General features: G+C 29.4%; 16 protein-coding genes. 14 read left to right on the top strand and 2 right to left on the bottom strand.

Annotated features, from left to right (window positions below):
* Positions 1-468 precede the first annotated feature (468 nt).
* The 6 genes from GQR95_RS14045 (at position 469) to GQR95_RS14020 (ending at position 10,165) form a co-directional block, all read left to right on the top strand.
* Complete coding sequence (locus GQR95_RS14045) at positions 469-4,161, top strand: hypothetical protein (RefSeq protein WP_159023753.1); 3,693 nt, start codon at positions 469-471, stop codon at positions 4,159-4,161.
* Positions 4,162-4,317: 156 nt separating this feature from the next.
* A complete protein-coding gene (locus tag GQR95_RS14040; RefSeq protein ID WP_159023752.1) occupies positions 4,318-5,256 on the top strand; it encodes a hypothetical protein in 939 nt (312 codons plus the stop codon).
* A gap of 290 nt (positions 5,257-5,546) precedes the next feature.
* Complete coding sequence (locus GQR95_RS14035; protein WP_233265938.1) at positions 5,547-6,176, top strand: GNAT family N-acetyltransferase; 630 nt, start codon at positions 5,547-5,549, stop codon at positions 6,174-6,176.
* Positions 6,177-6,553: 377 nt separating this feature from the next.
* A complete protein-coding gene (locus GQR95_RS14030) occupies positions 6,554-7,777 on the top strand; it encodes an ABC-three component system protein (RefSeq protein WP_159023751.1) in 1,224 nt (407 codons plus the stop codon).
* Positions 7,764-8,243 carry a three component ABC system middle component gene (locus GQR95_RS14025; RefSeq protein WP_159023750.1) on the top strand — a complete coding sequence of 160 codons (480 nt, stop codon included), beginning with the start codon at positions 7,764-7,766 and terminating at the stop codon, positions 8,241-8,243. The genes GQR95_RS14030 and GQR95_RS14025 overlap by 14 nt, the downstream gene beginning before the upstream one ends.
* Complete coding sequence (locus GQR95_RS14020) at positions 8,240-10,165, top strand: DUF3732 domain-containing protein (protein ID WP_159023749.1); 1,926 nt, start codon at positions 8,240-8,242, stop codon at positions 10,163-10,165. Before GQR95_RS14025 ends, GQR95_RS14020 begins: the two co-directional genes overlap by 4 nt.
* 222 nt (positions 10,166-10,387) lie before the next feature.
* Here the strand turns inward: GQR95_RS14020 and GQR95_RS14015 are convergent, their stop codons facing one another.
* Complete coding sequence (locus GQR95_RS14015) at positions 10,388-10,990, bottom strand: hypothetical protein (protein ID WP_159023748.1); 603 nt, start codon at positions 10,988-10,990, stop codon at positions 10,388-10,390.
* Positions 10,991-11,403: 413 nt separating this feature from the next.
* On the opposite strand from GQR95_RS14015, the gene GQR95_RS14010 reads away from it, so the two are divergent.
* The 3 genes from GQR95_RS14010 to GQR95_RS14000 all read left to right on the top strand — a co-directional run bounded on the left by GQR95_RS14010 (position 11,404) and on the right by GQR95_RS14000 (position 14,119).
* On the top strand, positions 11,404-13,083 hold the full coding sequence (locus GQR95_RS14010; protein WP_159023747.1) for a glycoside hydrolase family 2 TIM barrel-domain containing protein: 1,680 nt from the start codon (positions 11,404-11,406) through the stop codon (positions 13,081-13,083).
* A 264-nt stretch (positions 13,084-13,347) separates the two neighbouring features.
* Positions 13,348-13,953: a hypothetical protein gene (locus tag GQR95_RS14005; protein WP_159023746.1), complete on the top strand. Its 606-nt coding sequence runs from the start codon at positions 13,348-13,350 to the stop codon at positions 13,951-13,953.
* Positions 13,910-14,119, top strand: coding sequence for a hypothetical protein (locus GQR95_RS14000; protein ID WP_159023745.1), 210 nt, complete (start codon positions 13,910-13,912; stop codon positions 14,117-14,119). Before GQR95_RS14005 ends, GQR95_RS14000 begins: the two co-directional genes overlap by 44 nt.
* Positions 14,120-14,210: 91 nt before the next feature.
* On the opposite strand, the gene GQR95_RS13995 is transcribed toward GQR95_RS14000, so the two are convergent.
* A complete protein-coding gene (locus GQR95_RS13995; RefSeq protein WP_159023744.1) occupies positions 14,211-15,788 on the bottom strand; it encodes an IS1182 family transposase in 1,578 nt (525 codons plus the stop codon).
* A 370-nt stretch (positions 15,789-16,158) separates the two neighbouring features.
* Between GQR95_RS13995 and GQR95_RS13990 the strand changes: the two genes are divergently transcribed.
* From GQR95_RS13990 to GQR95_RS13970, 5 genes are all read left to right on the top strand, one after another.
* Positions 16,159-16,587: an NAD(P)H-binding protein gene (locus GQR95_RS13990; RefSeq protein ID WP_159023743.1), complete on the top strand. Its 429-nt coding sequence runs from the start codon at positions 16,159-16,161 to the stop codon at positions 16,585-16,587.
* Positions 16,588-16,652: 65 nt separating this feature from the next.
* Positions 16,653-17,051: an ACT domain-containing protein gene (locus GQR95_RS13985; protein WP_159023742.1), complete on the top strand. Its 399-nt coding sequence runs from the start codon at positions 16,653-16,655 to the stop codon at positions 17,049-17,051.
* Between the two features lie 226 nt (positions 17,052-17,277).
* Positions 17,278-17,826 carry an RNA polymerase sigma factor gene (locus GQR95_RS13980; protein WP_159023741.1) on the top strand — a complete coding sequence of 183 codons (549 nt, stop codon included), beginning with the start codon at positions 17,278-17,280 and terminating at the stop codon, positions 17,824-17,826.
* A gap of 85 nt (positions 17,827-17,911) precedes the next feature.
* Positions 17,912-18,514 carry a YceI family protein gene (locus tag GQR95_RS13975; RefSeq protein WP_199269599.1) on the top strand — a complete coding sequence of 201 codons (603 nt, stop codon included), beginning with the start codon at positions 17,912-17,914 and terminating at the stop codon, positions 18,512-18,514.
* A gap of 23 nt (positions 18,515-18,537) precedes the next feature.
* Entirely contained in the window at positions 18,538-18,993 is a 456-nt protein-coding gene (locus GQR95_RS13970) for a DUF6789 family protein (protein WP_159023740.1), read from the top strand.
* Positions 18,994-19,033: the final 40 nt, after the last annotated feature.

The raw sequence follows: 19,033 nt of genomic DNA, 5'->3' as shown, positions 1-19,033 counted from the left end.
TTATTCTGAAATTAAATTGATACTATTAGCGATGGATTTTTATTATAGTCTGAAATTGTTTTTCATGTTTTCTAGTTACAATTTTAAATACAACGTGATTGTTTTGTCTATCCGGAGCATTTCCGATTTTTTAGTGACAGGCGAACCCACGTTTAAAGATGTGATGGCAATTATTTTAGATTTGGTTTAAACGATACAAGCTCAATGTAGGTCTATACTGCGCTTGTATGTCATTTTTAGCAACTCTATACCATAACTGGCAGAGACTATAGGCGTTTGACTAACAGTTGGTATGCACCTTATTTTGACGTTTTAAATTACTTTTGATGATTATGGTTTTCAGTAAAAAGATATCATAGAAATGTTTTATTTTTAGGAACATTAATTTTAATAGGGCTTTTGGGCTTGATGGACTTAGGTTTGTTTTGGTTTCAAGAACTTGGCTACAATTATAAGAAAACTATATTTATGAAAAAAAAACTACTTGATTTCTTATTAATTGCTTCAAAAAAACTTGAAAAATTACATTTTAAATTTTCCGAAAAAAATCCAATAGAAGTAGATTATTCATCTCTTTCCCCCATCACTAATGGTGATAAAGAAGGTCATTATTCAAATGCTTTGCAATGGGCACTTGAAAATCGTGAAGAAGAAGACATAAAAAATATTGCTCTTACTGGGTCTTATGGTTCAGGAAAAAGTACAATTCTGAAAACTTTCCGAAAAAACTACAAAGGATCTGAATTAGAATTTCTAAATATTTCTTTAGCAACATTTAAAGAAGAAAAAATAAAAAAAGATGACAATAGTAAACCTAAGCCTATTGAAAAGGATAAAGAAGACCTATTAAGACTTATAGAGACAAGTATTTTACAGCAAATATTTTATCACGAAGAAGATAAAAATATTCCAGATTCCAGATTCAAAAAAATTAAAAGTTATAGCGGGAAAAAACTTTTATTTACTACAGTCGGTATTTTACTATTCATAATAGCTTTATTAAATTATTTTAATCCATATCTTATACAAAGTGTTTTTAAAGATAACCCTTTAAGTATTTTTATTTGCAACACATTACACTACAGTAGTATTTTAATAATTATAATTGGTATTTTCTTTTTAGTTTATAAATCCATTAGAATTATTAGTTCTATAACAATTAATAAGCTTAAGTTTCAAAATGCTGAAATAGGAATTGGAGAAAGTATTAACAAGTCTATATTGAACCATCATTTAGATGAAATCCTTTATTTCTTTTCAATAAGACCTTATAATGTTGTAATTATAGAAGACCTTGACCGTTTTGAAGAAACTGAAATTTTCACAAAACTTAGAGAAATTAACCTTCTATTAAACAACTCCGAAAAAACCAAAAAGAAAAACATCACATTCATATATGCTGTAAGAGATGATATGTTTTCAGACAATGAAAGAATTAAATTTTTTGATTTCATAATTCCTGTTATTCCAGTAATTAACTCATCAAATTCAAGTGAAATTTTACTACGCAAGAAGGAAAAATATAAATACAACCTAACAGAAACTTTTATTGAAGACATCTCCTTTTTTATAGATGATATGCGATTACTTCATAATATCTCTAATGAATTTTATTTATACAAAGTAAAACAAGGAGAAACTCCTTTAAATCAAAATAAATTATTTGCAATTATTACTTACAAAAATAAATACCCTAATGATTTTGTTTCTTTAAGTAAAAATGAAGGTAGCTTATACAATATTTTAAACTCCAAATCAAAATATGTAAACCAAGAGGTCAATCGAATAGAAGAAAAAATAACAATTTTGAAAGAAGAGATTAAAAATCTCGAATTGGTAAACATCAAAAACATTAAAGAACTTCGCCAATTATATATTCTTCAAATAATAGCAACATTAGGTGATTTTAATTCTTTTATTATTAATAACAAATCTGTTACTATTAATGATTTATTAAAAGATGAAAACTTTGAATATCTAAAAGAGAATAAAATTTATTTCAAAACGCCAGATGCCAACAATTGTTACTATAGAATTGCTTATACTGAAAAAAAAGTACAAAACTCTTTTTCTGAAATTGAAAAGTTAGTTAATCCTGATAAATCCTATAATGCAATGGAACAGGAAATACTAGATATTAAATCAAATAAATCAAACTCTTTGAGAAAAGAAATACAAGGACTAGAGAAACAAAAAATTACAACTAGAAATTTAAAAATCTCTGAATTATTACAAAAAAACATAGACATTGATTTAAATATAAATGAAAATTTAGATAAAGATTTCATCACAACTTTAATTAGAAGTGGATATATAACAGAAGATTATATAGATTACATTTCTTTGTTTCACGAAGGTAGTATAACAAGAAATGACCATAAATTTATTATTAATGTAAGAAATAGACAAAAACTAGAGTTTGATTATAAACTTTCAAAAATTGATAAAGTAATTTCAAAAATAAATCCAATTGATTTTAACTCTGAATATATCTTAAATTATGATTTATTAGACTGTTTACTTAAAAATCATAAAACGAATAATATTCCTTTAGAATATATTTTTACCAAATTAAAAGATGAATCCCCTGCTTCTATTCTATTCATAAACGGCTTTGTTGATATAACAGAAAATTTAAATCTATTTATTAAAACGCTATGTGAGTATTGGATTGGTATTTGGGAATATTATGTGAATGATGTTGCGTTTTCTGATGAACACTTAAATACTATATTAAAATACATCATAGAATATGCAGAAATTGAATCTATTATTAAAATAGAAAAACAATCTAATCTAAAAAATCATCTAACAAAAGACCCTGATATTTTAAACATTACTTCTAACACTGATAAACTAATAAATATTATCTCTAATTTAGAATTAAAATTTGTTGACTTAGACTTTAAGAATTCACCAGAAAGCATTTTAGAGTTTATTTATGAGAATAATCATTATGAGTTTAACGAAAAAATGGTTAGTGAAATTATTAAAAAATATGGTGAATTTGAACAAGTAAGCTTTGATAATTCTAATTATTCTTCAATTAAAAACTCAAATTCGAATAGTCTTATTAACTACATAGAAGCTTACATAAATGACTACATAACGAATATTTACTTAAAGCTTGATACGAATATTAATGAGGAACAAAAATCGTATTTAGAACTATTAAACCACTCAGATTTAAATTTAAGACTTAAAAAAGAAATCATTAAAAAAGTAGTTACAAAAATATCTGATATTTCACTTATTGAAGATGCTAATTTGTTGTCATATATTATTGAAAATAATAAAATAGAGCCTAAATGGGAAAACTTATTGTCCTTTTTCATAAAGTCTGAAGATAAAATATTAGACTCAACTATTGACTTCATTAATAATATTGAAAATGCGAACAAATTATCAAAAGTAAAAATACCAACTAAAGTTAATGATGAAAACATTTTTGGTGTATTCTGTGAACTATTAATCCAATCAAACGATATCGAAAATAAATCCTTTGATTTAATTACAAACTCAGTTCCTTGGAGGTATAGCGGATTAAATATTGATAATCTTGATAAAGAAAAAGTTAAATCATTAATCAAGAATAAAGTAATTAGTCCAACAATTGAAAGTTTTAATATTTTAAAAGAAAAATATCAGACGTCAGCCATTGAGTTGTTAGAGAAATATAAATCTAAATTTATTGAAAAAATTGAGGAACTCGTTTTAGATTCAAATGATGTAGAATTAATTTTAAAATCGACAACACTAAACAACTTAGAAAAACTTAAGTTTTTAGAAACTTGTTCAAATGACACTATTGCATCAAACTCCGAGAATTTAAAATTAATAAGTCAACTTATATTAAATGATAGTTCATTTCGAATAAATGAGTTGCTTTTCAAAGATTTAATCATAAACAAATGTGTACCGATTGCTAATAGAATAAAATTATTCAATAAGAATCTTTTTAGTGCAGATGTAACTTTCATTGAAAAATTCTTAAACAACTTAGATAGCAGTTATGAAAAAATCACAAATAGAGATAAAAGAGCGAAAATTCAAGACAATCCTGATAATAGAGAATTATTGACTAATTTGAAACGGAAAGATTACATTTCAAGTTTTTCAGAAGGTTTCTTTGGCTTAAGAGTAAATCATAAAAGGAAATAATATAGTCTTTTAAAAACACGCACCTAATTACGGTTTTCCCGCAACCCGATTAGTCTAATTTGTTTTACTTTTAAGTTTAGTATATATAATTAAGACTCTTTACGAGATAGACTTTGGTTTGTTTGGTATAATGGGAGTTGGGCAAAATTAAAGACCATGAAAATAATACCCCTTTTTGTCATATTATTTACACTATCCCAATCTATTTATGCTCAAAATAAAAAAATTGAAATAACTTATGAAAGAAAAAGCGATAAAAGTATCGAGTTCTATTATAAGAAAAATGTTCCAGGAAGTTATTATTTAACCCTTGAGTTTGATAATCTTGAAAACTGTAATTGTAGTAAAACATATGAAAAAGTAATAAAATATGTTTCAGGATCTTTATTTACCTTACATCCTGCTAACACTAAAAAAGGAATTTCTTTTTCTTATAAAATAAAATATGTAATGGGAAATCCTGACCCCAAAATAAATGAAAACATAGTGTATGTTCTTCCTTTTAAGACAGGAAAATCTATAAAAATACTTGAAGCGTCAAATGTTGGAGAAAAATATTTTGGAAGTGAAAAACCTATTGACTGGAAATCTTTTATTGTATACTCAAATCAACCAGACACTATTTACTCTATGAGAAAAGGAATAGTCGTTAAAATAAGTGATACATATAAAAATGACGATGAAATTAATAAGACCTATACCAGTAAAAGAAATCTTATATTAATAGAACATGAAGATGGTTCTTATGCTACTTATAAGGGATTTGATAAAAATGAGATATTTGTAAAATTAGGACAGGAAGTTTACCCGCATACTACTCTAGGAAAATTAGAAAAATTTAATAAAACAAATTATCGATTAGATTTTAATACTTTTCATTATCTCAAAAACTTATTAGATAATACTAAAAGTACAATAAGCAATAGAGATTATAAAATTAAATATATAAATCCAACGTTTTACATAGATAATTCAAATAGAAAAGTTCAGACCAAAGAAATTTGTAACGTATCATTTAATGAGGAACTCAAATTGCAAGAGTTTTCAAAGCGAGACAAGAAAAAATATAAGAAAAACCCTAATGAATTTGAGTAAAAACTATGTCTAATACCCTACTGCAGTAAAACACAACTAAAACCGTATTAACTCTTCACTTGACTTAAAAATATACATCTAATTATGGTTTTCCTATCACGGTGTCAGGCTAATTTGTTTTACTTTTATGTTTAGTATTATAACTAGTGTTCTCCTTTTTTTACCAAGATAAGAATAGAGTATTTGCTAACTTTGGTATTTAAAATGCGCAACAAACCTTTTAAAAAAGTTGTGAGTTACCTTGAATGCGCCAAGGCTTCTCCAATTTAAACTTAATTTTATTCATTTTAATGATAGATTTAGAACATCAATTAAAAAATCCCGTTTGGTATTCCTTAAATGAAACACATAAAAAATATGCTGTAGAACTAGATGGTGTACAGTTTTATAATCCCGAGATTTGTCCTTTTGGGGCTTTTTTCGATGAAACAAAAACAGCAAAAGCTTCAAACACATATTTAGAAACGTCGGAAGATTTCTTTTACGTTTCAGAGCATCAAACTCCAATTGTAGATGAAAGCAAGGTTTTTTTAGAACGAAAAGTAAATGGCTGCCAGATGGTTTTAAACTCGTTAACAGACGTACAAATCACAGAAGAAATTGTGCTGTTAGATGACACTTTTATGGATGAGATTTATGATTTAGTCTGGTTGGTTATGCCTGGTTATTATAAAAAAAGAACCTTTGAAATGGGAAATTACTATGGTATATTTAAGCATGGTAAATTAGTTTCTATAGCCGGACAACGTATGCAAACACATCTTTTTATTGAAGTTAGTGCTGTTGTAACTCATCCAGATTACACCAGAAAAGGACTGGCTAAACAATTAATAGCTTATAATACAAAAGCCATTTTAAAAGCACAAAAAAACACCTATTTTACATACAAACAAGGGAAACGTAGCAATTTCTCTTTATAAAAAATTAGGATACGAGTTAACTCGAGATATGAATTGGTGGTTGTATCGAAAAAAATAGGTGTTTTGCCAAGTTAACCTAGAACTGATATGAAAAAATACTTTATATTAAGTTAATAGACATTAATAAAAAAAGCTTACAAAATCTATCATTTGATTTTGTAAGCTTTTTTTATGATATGGTCTTCAATTGCAAGTTGCGGTAATTTAAACAAAACAAAATAATTTGTCTTAAAAACATCGTCTTTTACGGTTTCCCGTTTTTATCCCTAGTATTAAAGAATTATATTTAGTATATAAATTAACACTATCCCTTTTTTTAGTCTTGATAAGCGATTATTTAGTTTTGATAAAAGGAGTTAGGTGTAATTACAAAAGAAATGACAAATCACAGTGCAGTAGGACCAGCTTTAGGATACTATTATCAATCTATTTATGCATTGATATGTCTTTTTGAATCAGAAAATGAGGATTCATTTGTTAGTATAGAAACACTTGACGATGTTTATCATGAAGATGGAGATAAAAAAAACCTTCATCAATTAAAACATAAAACTACAACAAATACTAAAATTTCAATTAAAAATGATGATTTATGGAAAACAATTAAAGTTTGGTGTGACTTTATAAATAATAATGATTCTACCGATGGTACTTTCACTCTTTCAACCGTCGCGTCACTCGATGATAAAAACCCTTTGAACATTTTAAAATCTAAAAATGGTGATAGAACTGAACTTGAAAAGCTTTTATTGGAAGAAGCTAAAAGAGTTATTGATTCTAGAAAATTGATAGAAAAAGAAAATATTGATTTATTAAAAGCAGGGAAAAAAGAAAAAAAATTAAAATATGAAAGTAGATTTAAAGGTTGTGAAGCTTTTATAAAATTAGGAACTAAAAGAACAAAATTATTAAAAAACACGATAATTAATACTTCCGTTTTTTCCATTGAAAACGCCCAAAAAGAAGTAATTAATAGAATTAAAAAAAGTGTACAACCTAAAAACCATATCGCTCTTGCCGAACTTATAATAGCTTGGTGGGATAGAGAATCTGTAAAATCACTAACCCGAGAAAGAACTGAATCAATATATTTAAGTGAGCTACTAGAATATGTGTCTAAAAAAAATGCTGAACTATATAATGACGGTTTTACTGATGATATTGATGAACAAACTTTACCTGAACTAGATTTTACTCACCCTATACATCTTCAACAACTAAACATTATTGATGCTTCTCCAACACAAAAAAGGCGTTCATTTACTACTGAATTAAAAGCAAGAATACAAAGAGGAATATGGATAAAAAACAATTTACCTTCATCAGCTAAACTTCATAAATATGATAAAAACCTAATAGAAGAATGGTCATACCAATTTGATGAAATATCTGAGTCAACAGAAGAAGGTAAAAAAGAAAAAGGAAGAAACCTTTTAAATTGGAGTCATTCAGAATCTATAAATCAACTTCAAAACATATCTCCGAATTACAATAATCCTAATCTAATTAGAGGTAGCTATCAAATTTTATCCAAGGAGAAAAGAGTTGGTTGGCATCAAGATTATATGACATTAATAAATTCTAAAAATGAAGATGAATAACAAAAGTATAGACATTTTTGCAGAAACAAATCCAGCATTGTGTTCACTAATAATATTTCATTTTTGTAATGGTTATGCAAAAAAAAATAAATCAGGTGTTCCTTTTCCTTTGATTATTATTGTACTCCCCATAATATTATCTAATGATTTGTCCTCTAGCTTTGATAATACAAGTGTAAGAACAGGTTTTTTTGGTTGGATAGAAAAAACTCCATCAATAATTTTAAATATTTCTGACAGAATAAATGATTCCAATGAATTTATTAAACCAGCTATAGAATACGGTTTATTCAAAAATATATTTGCAATAAATGAAGAAGGGAATTTAAATTCAGTAAAGAAAAGTATAAAAAACAAAAAATATAATTTTGACCATTTATTTAAATGCTCTGAAAGATTAGGGGGTTGGATGGGGGAAGTTAACTCAGTAAAAACAATTTATAATCATTTAGCTATACAGATATGAGTAGATGGAACATAAGTCAAATAATATATTATAGTCAACATAACCAGAATAGAATTTTAGAAATTACACCTAATGATGTTACAATAATCACAGGAGCATCAAGAACAGGTAAAACTTATATAATAGAAACAATTGATTATTGTCTTTGTTCTTCAAGTATTAATCTTTCTAATCTAATTAAGAAAAAAGTTTCTTGTGTTGCTATCAAATTTGTAAAAGATAATACAGAAATATTAGTTGCTCGTGAGATTAGTCAAAAGTCTCAAAGTTCTAGGAATATGTACATAGAAATAGGAAATAAAGTTCCGATTCCTACAAGTGTAAATGAATTAAAAGGTAATATAAAAGAACCACAAGCAAGAAAATTATTAGCAGAACGTTTTGGTATTATTAATTTTAATGATTTTGACATAGATGAAACAGCCAATATAAATAATATTTCAATTAGACAATTAGTACCATATCTGTATTTAGATAAAGGAGTAATTGATAGTAGTAAAATAATTCTACATGGTTTAGATGATGCACATGCTTCAAAACAAATAATCCCTTCACTACCTTATTTTTTAAATGCTGTAAGTATTGACGAATTACAAGCTTTAAAAAAACTTAAAGGATTAAAAAAAGGAATCGAAAGCGAAGAAAAAAAAGAACTTGCTTATCATAAAAATAAAGAAGAATCTATTTCAAAGTCAAATATGCTTTATAATGAAGCTGTTCAAGTAGGTTTATTAAAAAAAGAAGACAATGAAACAGAAAACTCTTCCATTGTTAATAAACTTAAGAATCTTCAAGATTGGCAACCTAATAAAATTGTATTTGAGAATGATAAAAAACTAAATGAGTTTCAAAATTTAAAAACCAGCTATCTATCCGAGTTAAATTTATTAAAACGCAAAAAAAATGCTGCTCATAAAAATAGATCTGTACATTCTGATTTTACATCAATAACAAAGAATCAAGCATCAAAATTGAGTGTAAATGAAATATTTAATTTTGACAATGGTAGTTGTCCTATTTGTGAAACACATTTAACTAAATCCAATGAAGTTTCAAAACTTATAAAAGAGTCTTTTGATTCTTTAAAGAAAGAGAACCAAGTTGTTGCTGAATATAAACCAAAATTGGAAGGTTATATTTCAGAACTAGAATCATCAATAACAGATAAAAAGGCAGAAATACATAAAATAGAAACGCAAATACAAAATTTAATAAAAGAATCAGATGTAGCAAGTAAACAGAAAGACAATAATAATATGAAATTAAGAACTTTAGGCAGAATTTCATATTACATTGATAATCAAAAAGAAATTGAAAAATTTGATAAAGAAAAATTAACGAGATATTCTGATGAATATGACGAAATTAATAAAAAATACGGAGTACTTCAAAGAAGAGAAAAAATAGAAGAAGCAGAAAGACTTATATCAAACATTGCAACAAAAAATTTATCTTTTTTACCAATTGACGATATATATAAAGAAGACAGTATTAATTTTATTTCCAAAACACCAACAATTGAGCTTTATAATAACGAAACAGGTGATATTGAAAAGTTTTCTTCAATAGGTTCAGATGAGAACTATCTGAGTATACATTTAGCGTTTATGTTCGCATTACATAAATTTTTTGAAATAAAGAAAAGCCCTGTTCCAGGACTAATTGTTATAGATCAAGTTAGTAGACCTTATTACCCTAAAGATTTAATAGATCAAGATATAGTTGACGAAGATAAAGATGCTCTTGAAAAGCATTTTAACTTTATATTCAATCAAGTTGCAAATCAAAAAGGATTACAAGTTATCGTTTTAGAACACGCTTATTTACATAAAAACGAAAAATATAGAAAAGCAACTAAATACAAATGGCCTAGAGATGGAGAAGAAAGATTAATTCCTCAAGATTGGCCAGACTTTGAATAACAACAACACCTAACAATGGTAATCGTTGCACAAGTCTATAATACATAGTTCAACTATAATAAAAAACCGTCTTTAGAGACGGTTTCTGTTTTTATACAGTTAATATTATAGTTGATTTACAAGGTCTTAAAAGCGTATTAATAGCTTTATAGAGGGTGTTTTTGAGGCTAAAATAAAGGGCAAGTACTCTTGCATCGCTTTTAGTACGTTTTTCAATAAATTTCATATATTTTTTGAGATTGTAAGCAATAGCGGAGAGTTGCATACATTTATTAGCTTGCTTGATACCAATAGTAGATACGCTTTTATATCGCTTATAACATGGTTTGCAGTATCTACAGTAAGCTGACTAAGGTAATTAAGTTTTCTTGCTTTACCGGGTTTTACACTAATACGTGCGTCAGGATCTGTGGGACTATAATGTGTTTTGTTACTCGTATAACGACTGCCTTTAGCACCGGCTCCAGGGCGAGCATCTTGATCTTTTGCCCATTTGATATTACGGCTTTTTATAGCTTGTAATTCCTTGTGAGATGCAGATAAAGTTTGCTGATTTTTATCTTCTTTAGATTGCCTTAAAGGGGTGTGCTTATCTCGATTGCTAATGTTACGAATTTGACGTAGGTGATCTTCTAAATCTTCTTCAGGAATTTTAAGTTCTAAAGTATCCATGGAAGCATTGGCTTTTACAGGAGCAGAATCTATTGTTTGCGTGTGTCCAGCGACCATACCTGCGGATACACAGCGTTCAAAAACGTCTTCTGGAAATAATTGTCGTGTACGGCTAATGGTAGAGTGCAGGGTAATATTTTCTAAATATCCCATTAAACAAAGTTAAAAAAACATAAAGGGATCGATGCTTTTTTGTCTGCTCGATCTATAGAACTTTTGAGTGGTTTTTTTAAGAAAATTAAGATCTATAGCGGTATGAAGCCGCCGGTAGAAATTGGCTTCTGGCACACGTTCACTAAGTCTAAATTGATTGAATAGCTTCTCTTGATATGTCTTTTTTCCCTGCATACATAAAGATAAGAAACGTTCGTTTTTTAAGCAATTGCATTACTACTTTTTTCTTAACTTTTGCAACAGGCACAATGGCTACAAGTAATTGCTTGTTATTGTTTACTTCTGAAAGATCTCATACACTTTCTATCTGTAATTTATTTGTTAACTTTAGTGTTAAAACAATACCTCTAATAAAACATAAACACATTGTGAACAATAAAAATAAGAAGTACATGAAACATAATTTAGCATTACTATGCATTGCAAGTCTGACCTTACTGATTTGCGGATGTTCACAATCGGAAACGAAAACGATTACAGAAGCAACAGCAACAGCAACAAAAATTGAAATCAAAGACAATTGGTACTACCTTAATGGAAAAAAGTTTTTTATTAAAGCCATCGGTTACGAAATAGGAGCTCGTCCAGGACAACATCCTTATGAAGATGAAAAGAAAGATGATTTGGAGTTAATGAAATTTGATCTCGATAACATTAAAAAAGGAGGTTATAATACAATTAGAACTTGGAGTCAGTTTTCTGAAGCACAATTAAAATTGGTGCAAGAATCGGGTTTAAAATTGATTATGGGTTTAGAAGTTAATCCAGAAGAAGATTATAGAGACCCTAAATTTATAAACCATTGTAAAACTCAGCTTGAAAATATATTGAAATATGCACCAAAATACGATTGCATAATTACGTATTTAGTTATTAACGAACCTCAAACAGATCACATTCATAAAGTTTCAGCAAAGGCATTTAAAGACCTCATGAAAATGATGGTAGATATGATTCATGAGGGGCATCCAAATATACCAGTAACACTTTCTGCAAATGCGATGATTAGTGATTGGATGAATGAAGATATGTATGATGTATACGCTTACAATTGCTATGGCTACAACGAAGGTCAAACTGCAACCATGGGATTTAGAGATTATATTAAAGGTTTAAATGAATTAAACGGATTAGATAAACCCTTTATAATTACTGAATTTGGACATTCGGTATCTCCAAAAGGAGGTTTTGGTAGTTTTGGCTCACGAACCTTAAAAGAACAAAGCGAAGGATTGGTTTCTAATTACCGAGATCTTATAGATGCTGGGGCAGTAGGCATGTGCCCATTCTATTATGCAGATGGTTGGTGGAAAGGTGGCGAAAAAAGCATACATAATAAAGAGCAACCAGAAGAATGGTTTGGATTTTGGGGTTACAAAGATGTAAACGATAAATACGGTTCACCACGCCCTGTTTGGTTTGCCATGCGAGATTATATGAAAGGGCTTATTATAAGTCCTAAAAACAAAACAGTACACACCAATACAACCATACCTATAGAACTTTATAATGATGCGACGATTAAAAAAGTCGTTGTAAAAAACCGTGATAAAATTATCTATTCTAAAAACATAACAAGCGAAGGTTATTTTGCAGATCAATTAACCATTAATCCAGTTGGTATAGAAGCCATGGAGCTTGCTTTTGAGTTTTTTGATGGAGAAGGTAATAGTGTTAAAAACGAATCTATTATAATTCTGGCTTCTAAAACAGCTATAGACTTGCCTAAATTAACTATAGAAGTTACACCTGAAACAGATTTAAACGATACAAAAGTTGGAAGCATTAAAACAACAATAGAAACCAATGAAAATTTTAAATTAATTGGTGATTTAATAGTAAGCTATAATACACATCTTGGATGGGATGTAGGCCCACAAGTAACTGTTCCTATTCAAGATCAAATGGATAAAAAAATAATTACTGCTGAAAATTTATTTACTATTCCTGATAATTGTTGGGTTGTAAATGCATCTGCAGGAATCTCTGTTAGGTATGGTAAGTTTACCTTTAAAATTCATGACCAAAAAATAATTTATAGAGGGGATTGGGCTAAAGAAATCAGTCGTTAGCAGGACGGCACAAAATATCGTGTATAATTAATTGTATGCTTACTATTTGACTTACAAAAAAAAAGCTCATGGATGCTCTAGCTTTTGTAAACTTTTTCCTTGTTATTTTTTTAATTGAAAGTCGTAATAATTCAAACAAAATAATTTGTCTTAAAACATCGTTTTTTACGGTTTCCCGTTTTTATCCCTAGTATTAAAGAATTATATTTAGTATATAAATTAACATTATCCCTTTTTTTAGTCTTGATAAGCGATTATTTAGTTTTGATAAAAGGAGTTAGCAATAATTTAATGAAACCGTTTTATAGAATATTAATACTTATTATAATTTTTTCTTCTTGCTCATCAAACTCTGAAAAAGAAAAATTGATTGGGAATTGGAGTGTGCCGAACGGTCTCAATGAATTTGAATTTTACAAAGATTCGTTGATTGTAAAAGAATGGGGAATGAATTATATAAATGAGTGGGATATTGATCAATCGAAACTCTATCTTGAACCAATTAAAGGACTTGACAGTTTCGCAATTAAAACAAAATCATTTGACTATAGATTAAGCACAAATCTTGATACGCTTTTCATTAAGCGAGATACCGATAGCGTTTTTGGTCCAGCAATTTTAAGAATTAGAAGCGCATTTGACTATCTACTCAAGCGGAATTATCTGACAATTGAATTACCAAAGAAACAGGATTTAGTAAAAGAGCCAGACTCATCTACAGGTCTAAACATTTATGTTGGATATAAAAAAGATAAGTTAATTGCTAAATCAGATGATATCAGCCATTTAGATTTGACAGATATAAAGTTATTTTGCTTACGAATATATGGCGAGCACAGAACAAGGAATTCAACTCAACTTTCATTTTAATTTAATCGCAGATAAAAACATCAAAACTTCTGAATTAGATTCAGTTCGGAATATTCTAAAACAGACAGATTTTAGTGATATTTTTAGAGTTTATACAAACGAAAAAGTTGATTATAATAAAACAAACTGGAAAGATGAATTAGTTTGGTATGGCAGAATGGAATAAAAACTATTGCTAACAATGGTAATCGTTGCACAAGTCTATAATACATAGTTCAACTATAATAAAAAACCGTCTTTAGAGACGGTTTCTGTTTTTATACAGTTAATATTATAGTTGATTTACAAGGTCTTAAAAGCGTATTAATAGCTTTATAGAGGGTGTTTTTGAGGCTAAAATAAAGCGCAAGTACTCTTGCATCGCTTTTAGTACGTTTTTCAATAAATTTCATATATTTTTTGAGATTGTAAGCAATAGCGGAGAGTTGCATACATTTATTAGCTTGCTTGATACCAATAGTATTAACCTTGTTTAACCCCATAAACTGAGTCAGAGTGCCAAATACGGGTTCTACGGTACTTTGCCGTTTTCCTTTCATATAGCGTCCTTGATTACTTTCTACTCGGGCTATATTCCGCTCGTATTCCTCTCGATAATACGTAACTGTAAATTTCTTTTCTTGAGCTGATTTTCCTAAACATGCTGTGCGGATTGGACAGTCTATGCACAGCTGTTTTGATCCGCGATATTCCTTCTTTTTGGTATTGTTCTTTTTTTCAACAAACACCTTTTTAAACGGTATGGTTTTACCTTCTGGACAGGTGTAATGATCCTTGTCCTTATCATAAGTAAATCCATCTGGCCCACCTTTATAAGTGCCATGAGCGGGTATAAAACTTTTTAAACCTATAGCTTCTAGAAACGCATAATTCTCACCGCTACTATAGCCTGTGTCGGCTACACAATTTTCCCAAACCAGCTGTGATTTCCACAGTCGTTGTTTTACACGCTTAACAATATCTGGTAAGTGCTGACTGTCTTTACCGTCTGCATGGTACGCTTTTATATCGCTTATAACATGGTTTGCTGTATCTACAGTAAGCTGACTAAGGTAATTAAGTTTTCTTGCTTTACCGGGTTTTACACTAATACGTGCGTCAGGATCTGTGGGACTATAATGTGTTTTGTTACTCGTATAACGACTGCCTTTAGCACCGGCTCCTGGGCGAGCATCTTGATCTTTTGCCCATTTGGTATTACGGCTTTTTATAGCTTGTAATTCCTTGTGAGATGCAGATAATGTTTGTTGGTCTTTATCTGCTTTATTTTCTTTAGATTGCCTTAAAGGTTTGTTTTTGTCTCGATTGCTAATGTTACGAATTTGACGTAGGTGATCTTCTAAATCTGCTTCAGGAATTTTAAGTTCTAAAGTATCCATGGAAGCATTGGCTTTTACAGGAGCAGAATCTATTGTTTGCGTGTGTCCAGCGACCATACCTGCGGATACACAGAGTTCAAAAACCTTTATAAAAACAGATTCAAAAACGTCTTCTGGAAATAATTGTCGTGTACGGCTAATGGTAGAATGCCACGGTAATTCTTCGTCTATATCATACCCTAAAAAATACAATATATCCAAACGCATGCTACAATGTGCAATAAGCTTGCGATGGCTAGTTATATTTTCTAAATAGCCCACTAAACAAAGTTTAAAAAACACAATGGGATCGATGCTTTTTTGTCCGCTTGATCCATAGAATTTTTTGGTAGTTTTATAAAGAAAATTAAGATCTATAGCGGTATGAAGCCGACGGTAGAAATTGGCTTCTGGCACACGTTCGCTAAGTCTAAATTGATTGAATAGCTTCTCTTGATACGTCTTTTTTCCCTGCATACATAAAGATAAGAAACGTTCGTTTTTTAAGCAATTGCATTACTACTTTTTTCTTAACTTGTGCAACAGGCACAATGTATAAAAACAATAGCCGAGACAGTAGTAAATTCAAGGGTTGCAGCCCGCTTCAACTTTCTTGTAATTTGATAGGAAAGTGCCACGCAGTCGGCTACTATTCTTATACTAACCGTTGTAGGTAAGCCAAAGCAAATGAGAAAATATTTAAGTTTATTATTATTGTTTAGTCTATTTTCTTGTAATAAGAATTTGGAAGAAAAACTAGTGAATATTTATAATGTATCAGCTGAAAGAGAAAATGACACTATCCTAATTGATAATTTTGAAATTCTAAACAAAAAAAATGTTGACTATGAATATAGCAGTGACATCGGCAAGCTGCAAATTAGGATCGTCAATTATAAAAAAATTACGCACCCAAATAGGAGCAGACCATATAATAGGTCTTGCCCGAACTCCGGAAAAAGCAAAGTATTTAGGTGTAGAAATACGGAAAGGCGATTATAATAAACCACAAGATTTAGAAGCCTCTTTAAAAGGAATAGATGTGGTTATGCTTCTTTCGGGTATGGATGAACCTCAAAAAAGAATCCAACAACATAGACATGTTATTGAAGCAGCTAAAGCGAATGGCGTTAAAAAAATAGTGTATACAAGTATTATTGGCGACGAAAATAAAAATGCGTTTAGTCCAATTGTACAATCAAACCGGCAAACCGAATTAGATGTTAGAAATCAGATCAAATCGTGTCTAATTTCATTTTCATTGAAACGATTTTAATAAAAAACAGATGCAAAACATTTAAAATAGACTACTACCAAAAAAATTAAAACCTATTACATAAAATGGCAGGAGAAACAAATTTATCTGAATTATTAAAAGGCATGATGCCAAAACTAAATACAGGCGACTATGTCTTTTCTTCAATACAAGATCTTAGTCTTATTGACCGCAACGATACGATATGTGAATTTAAAGAACAGGAAGGAACAACTATTGTTATTAGAAAAGAAAAAGCAGACCAGCTAAACTTAAATTACGACTATATTGCCTCTTGGATTACACTTATGATTCATTCATCACTTGACGCAGTAGGTTTGACTGCTGTTTTTTCAACAACATTGGCGAAACATGGCGTGAGCTGCAACGTTATTTCGGGATATTATCACGACCATATTTTTGTAGATAAAAAAGACTCGGAGAAAGCCATTCAGGTGCTGTTGGAATTATCTGAAAAGCAATAATTGCCATACCACATATCTATAAACCTTGAATGCAATACGCACGGAAAAATTATTCACTATAAATGTTATAGAAACTATTCAAAGAAATGGGATAGATAAACAAAACGTCTCTGTATTAAATTAATTTCTATTTGTAATTTATTTGTTAACTTTAGTATTTAAGCCATGCAACTAATCTTATACAAAATTATTGTAGGTAATTTAAGAACAACACGACATATGGAATATGGATAACGTTTTAACCGACTTAAAGACTGAAAATAACTTTGCATTTGGTAAATTATACCGAGATAATTATGGTAAGATTTCAAGATTTGTTCAAAACAACAGCGGAAATCAAGCAGATGCAGAAGACTTATTTCAAGAGGCAATGATGGTGCTTGTAGAAAAACTTCGACAAGACAATTTTCAGCTCACTGCTTCAATAGACACCTATGTCTATGCCATTTGTAAAAACTTATGGTTTAAAAAACTACGCAATACAAACTTCCAATTATCTATTGATGATATGCAGTCTTTAGAGTTCCAAGACGCCATTAATGACTCTATTGAAGCTGAAAAAACATATTCAGAAAAGTTAAAAGGCTATCTTCTTAAAATTACAGACCATTGCAATAGACTTATTCACGATATGTTTTTTAAAGAAAAAGCCATAGAACAAATTCAAAAAGATTACGGCTATTCTACACGTCATAATGCTCAAAATCAGAAGCATAAATGTGTTGAGCAAATACGAAAAGTTAAAGAGAAAGAAGATATATTAAAAAAAAATTAGTTCACTTGGGTGATTTTTTGAGATGATTGGTATAAAGGTATAGATAGTTCATTTTGACTATCATAACCTTTACATATTAAAAACAATGATTTCAACAATTAGAACAATAATTTTAGTAATAGCTATTACAGCTTTTAGTACACTTTCAGTAAACGCTCAAGACGCAACAATGTGGAAAGTAGACAAGGCACATACGTCTGTTAATTTTTCAATCAATCACTTTTTTACGGCTGTAACAGGAAAATTTAAAGATTTTGAAGGAAATATACATTTCGATCCAAACAATTTAACAGGAAGTAAAGCCGATTTTTCAGTAGCTATTAATAGTGTAAATACAGATGATGCCAAGCGTGATAAGCATTTACAATCGGCAGATTTCTTTGATGCAAAGACTTACAATAAAATGACTTTTACATCGACTAAATTTGAGAAAAAATCTGATAAAGAGTATTTAATTTACGGAAAATTAACAATTAAAGATCAAACTAAAGCTGTTGTGCTTCCTTTGAAAATAACAGGAGAGATGGAGCATCCAATGATGAAAAACACTCTTATTTTAGGAGTTGTTATTGATACTACAATTGACAGAACAGATTACGGAGTTGGAACAGGAGATTGGGCTGCCACTATGGTTGTTGGTGATGAAGTGAAAATACATATTCCTATGGAATTAAATCGTAAAAAATAAATAAATAACATAAATAATATATTATGAATACAAAAATTCAAAAATCAATAGTAGCAGGAATTATAGGTACAACTATAATGACCATAGTAATGATGATTGCACCAATGCTGGGAATGCCTAAAATGTCTCCACCAAAAATGCTATCAGGAATGTTAGGAATGCCCGTTTTTATAGGTTGGATTATGCACTTTGTAATTGGAATAATGTTCGCTTTTGTCTATACCTATTTATGCATTTTTAAGCATAAAATTAAAAATGTTTGGATAAAAGGTGCTGTATTTGGTGTTATTGCTTTTGTAGCTGCACAAGTTATGATGGCACTAATGGGCATGATAATGCCAATGCCAGAAATGGAAGGTCCTAAGGTTTTAACGGCTATAGGTGGTTTAATGGGACATATTATTTTTGGAATGGCAGTTGCTAAAACAGTAGGAGACACTTATTGTAATAGTGGGAGTTGCCAAACTAAAACAAGATAGAACATAAAAGAATATAGTATTGTATAAACATAATAACGGT

Origin of the sequence: Formosa sp. L2A11 (assembly GCF_009796865.1) — a bacterium.
Taxonomy (GTDB): domain Bacteria; phylum Bacteroidota; class Bacteroidia; order Flavobacteriales; family Flavobacteriaceae; genus Formosa.
Note: the sequence above shows the minus strand (reverse complement) of the source record. Positions and strands in the feature narration are given on the sequence as shown.

Bases quoted from the DNA above. Each gene is read 5' to 3' on its own strand.
- GQR95_RS14025 (WP_159023750.1), top strand. From the start codon at position 7,764: ATGAAGATGAATAACAAAAGTATAGACATTTTTGCAGAAACAAATCCA.
- GQR95_RS13970 (WP_159023740.1), top strand. From the start codon at position 18,538: ATGAATACAAAAATTCAAAAATCAATAGTAGCAGGAATTATAGGTACA.
- GQR95_RS13995 (WP_159023744.1), bottom strand. From the start codon at position 15,788: ATGCAGGGAAAAAAGACGTATCAAGAGAAGCTATTCAATCAATTTAGA.
- GQR95_RS14040 (WP_159023752.1), top strand. From the start codon at position 4,318: ATGAAAATAATACCCCTTTTTGTCATATTATTTACACTATCCCAATCT.
- GQR95_RS14035 (WP_233265938.1), top strand. From the start codon at position 5,547: ATGATAGATTTAGAACATCAATTAAAAAATCCCGTTTGGTATTCCTTA.
- GQR95_RS14000 (WP_159023745.1), top strand. From the start codon at position 13,910: ATGGCGAGCACAGAACAAGGAATTCAACTCAACTTTCATTTTAATTTA.
- GQR95_RS14020 (WP_159023749.1), top strand. From the start codon at position 8,240: ATGAGTAGATGGAACATAAGTCAAATAATATATTATAGTCAACATAAC.
- GQR95_RS13985 (WP_159023742.1), top strand. From the start codon at position 16,653: ATGGCAGGAGAAACAAATTTATCTGAATTATTAAAAGGCATGATGCCA.
- GQR95_RS14010 (WP_159023747.1), top strand. From the start codon at position 11,404: ATGAAACATAATTTAGCATTACTATGCATTGCAAGTCTGACCTTACTG.
- GQR95_RS13975 (WP_199269599.1), top strand. From the start codon at position 17,912: ATGATTTCAACAATTAGAACAATAATTTTAGTAATAGCTATTACAGCT.
- GQR95_RS13980 (WP_159023741.1), top strand. From the start codon at position 17,278: ATGGATAACGTTTTAACCGACTTAAAGACTGAAAATAACTTTGCATTT.
- GQR95_RS14015 (WP_159023748.1), bottom strand. From the start codon at position 10,990: ATGGGATATTTAGAAAATATTACCCTGCACTCTACCATTAGCCGTACA.
- GQR95_RS14030 (WP_159023751.1), top strand. From the start codon at position 6,554: ATGACAAATCACAGTGCAGTAGGACCAGCTTTAGGATACTATTATCAA.
- GQR95_RS13990 (WP_159023743.1), top strand. From the start codon at position 16,159: ATGAATATAGCAGTGACATCGGCAAGCTGCAAATTAGGATCGTCAATT.
- GQR95_RS14045 (WP_159023753.1), top strand. From the start codon at position 469: ATGAAAAAAAAACTACTTGATTTCTTATTAATTGCTTCAAAAAAACTT.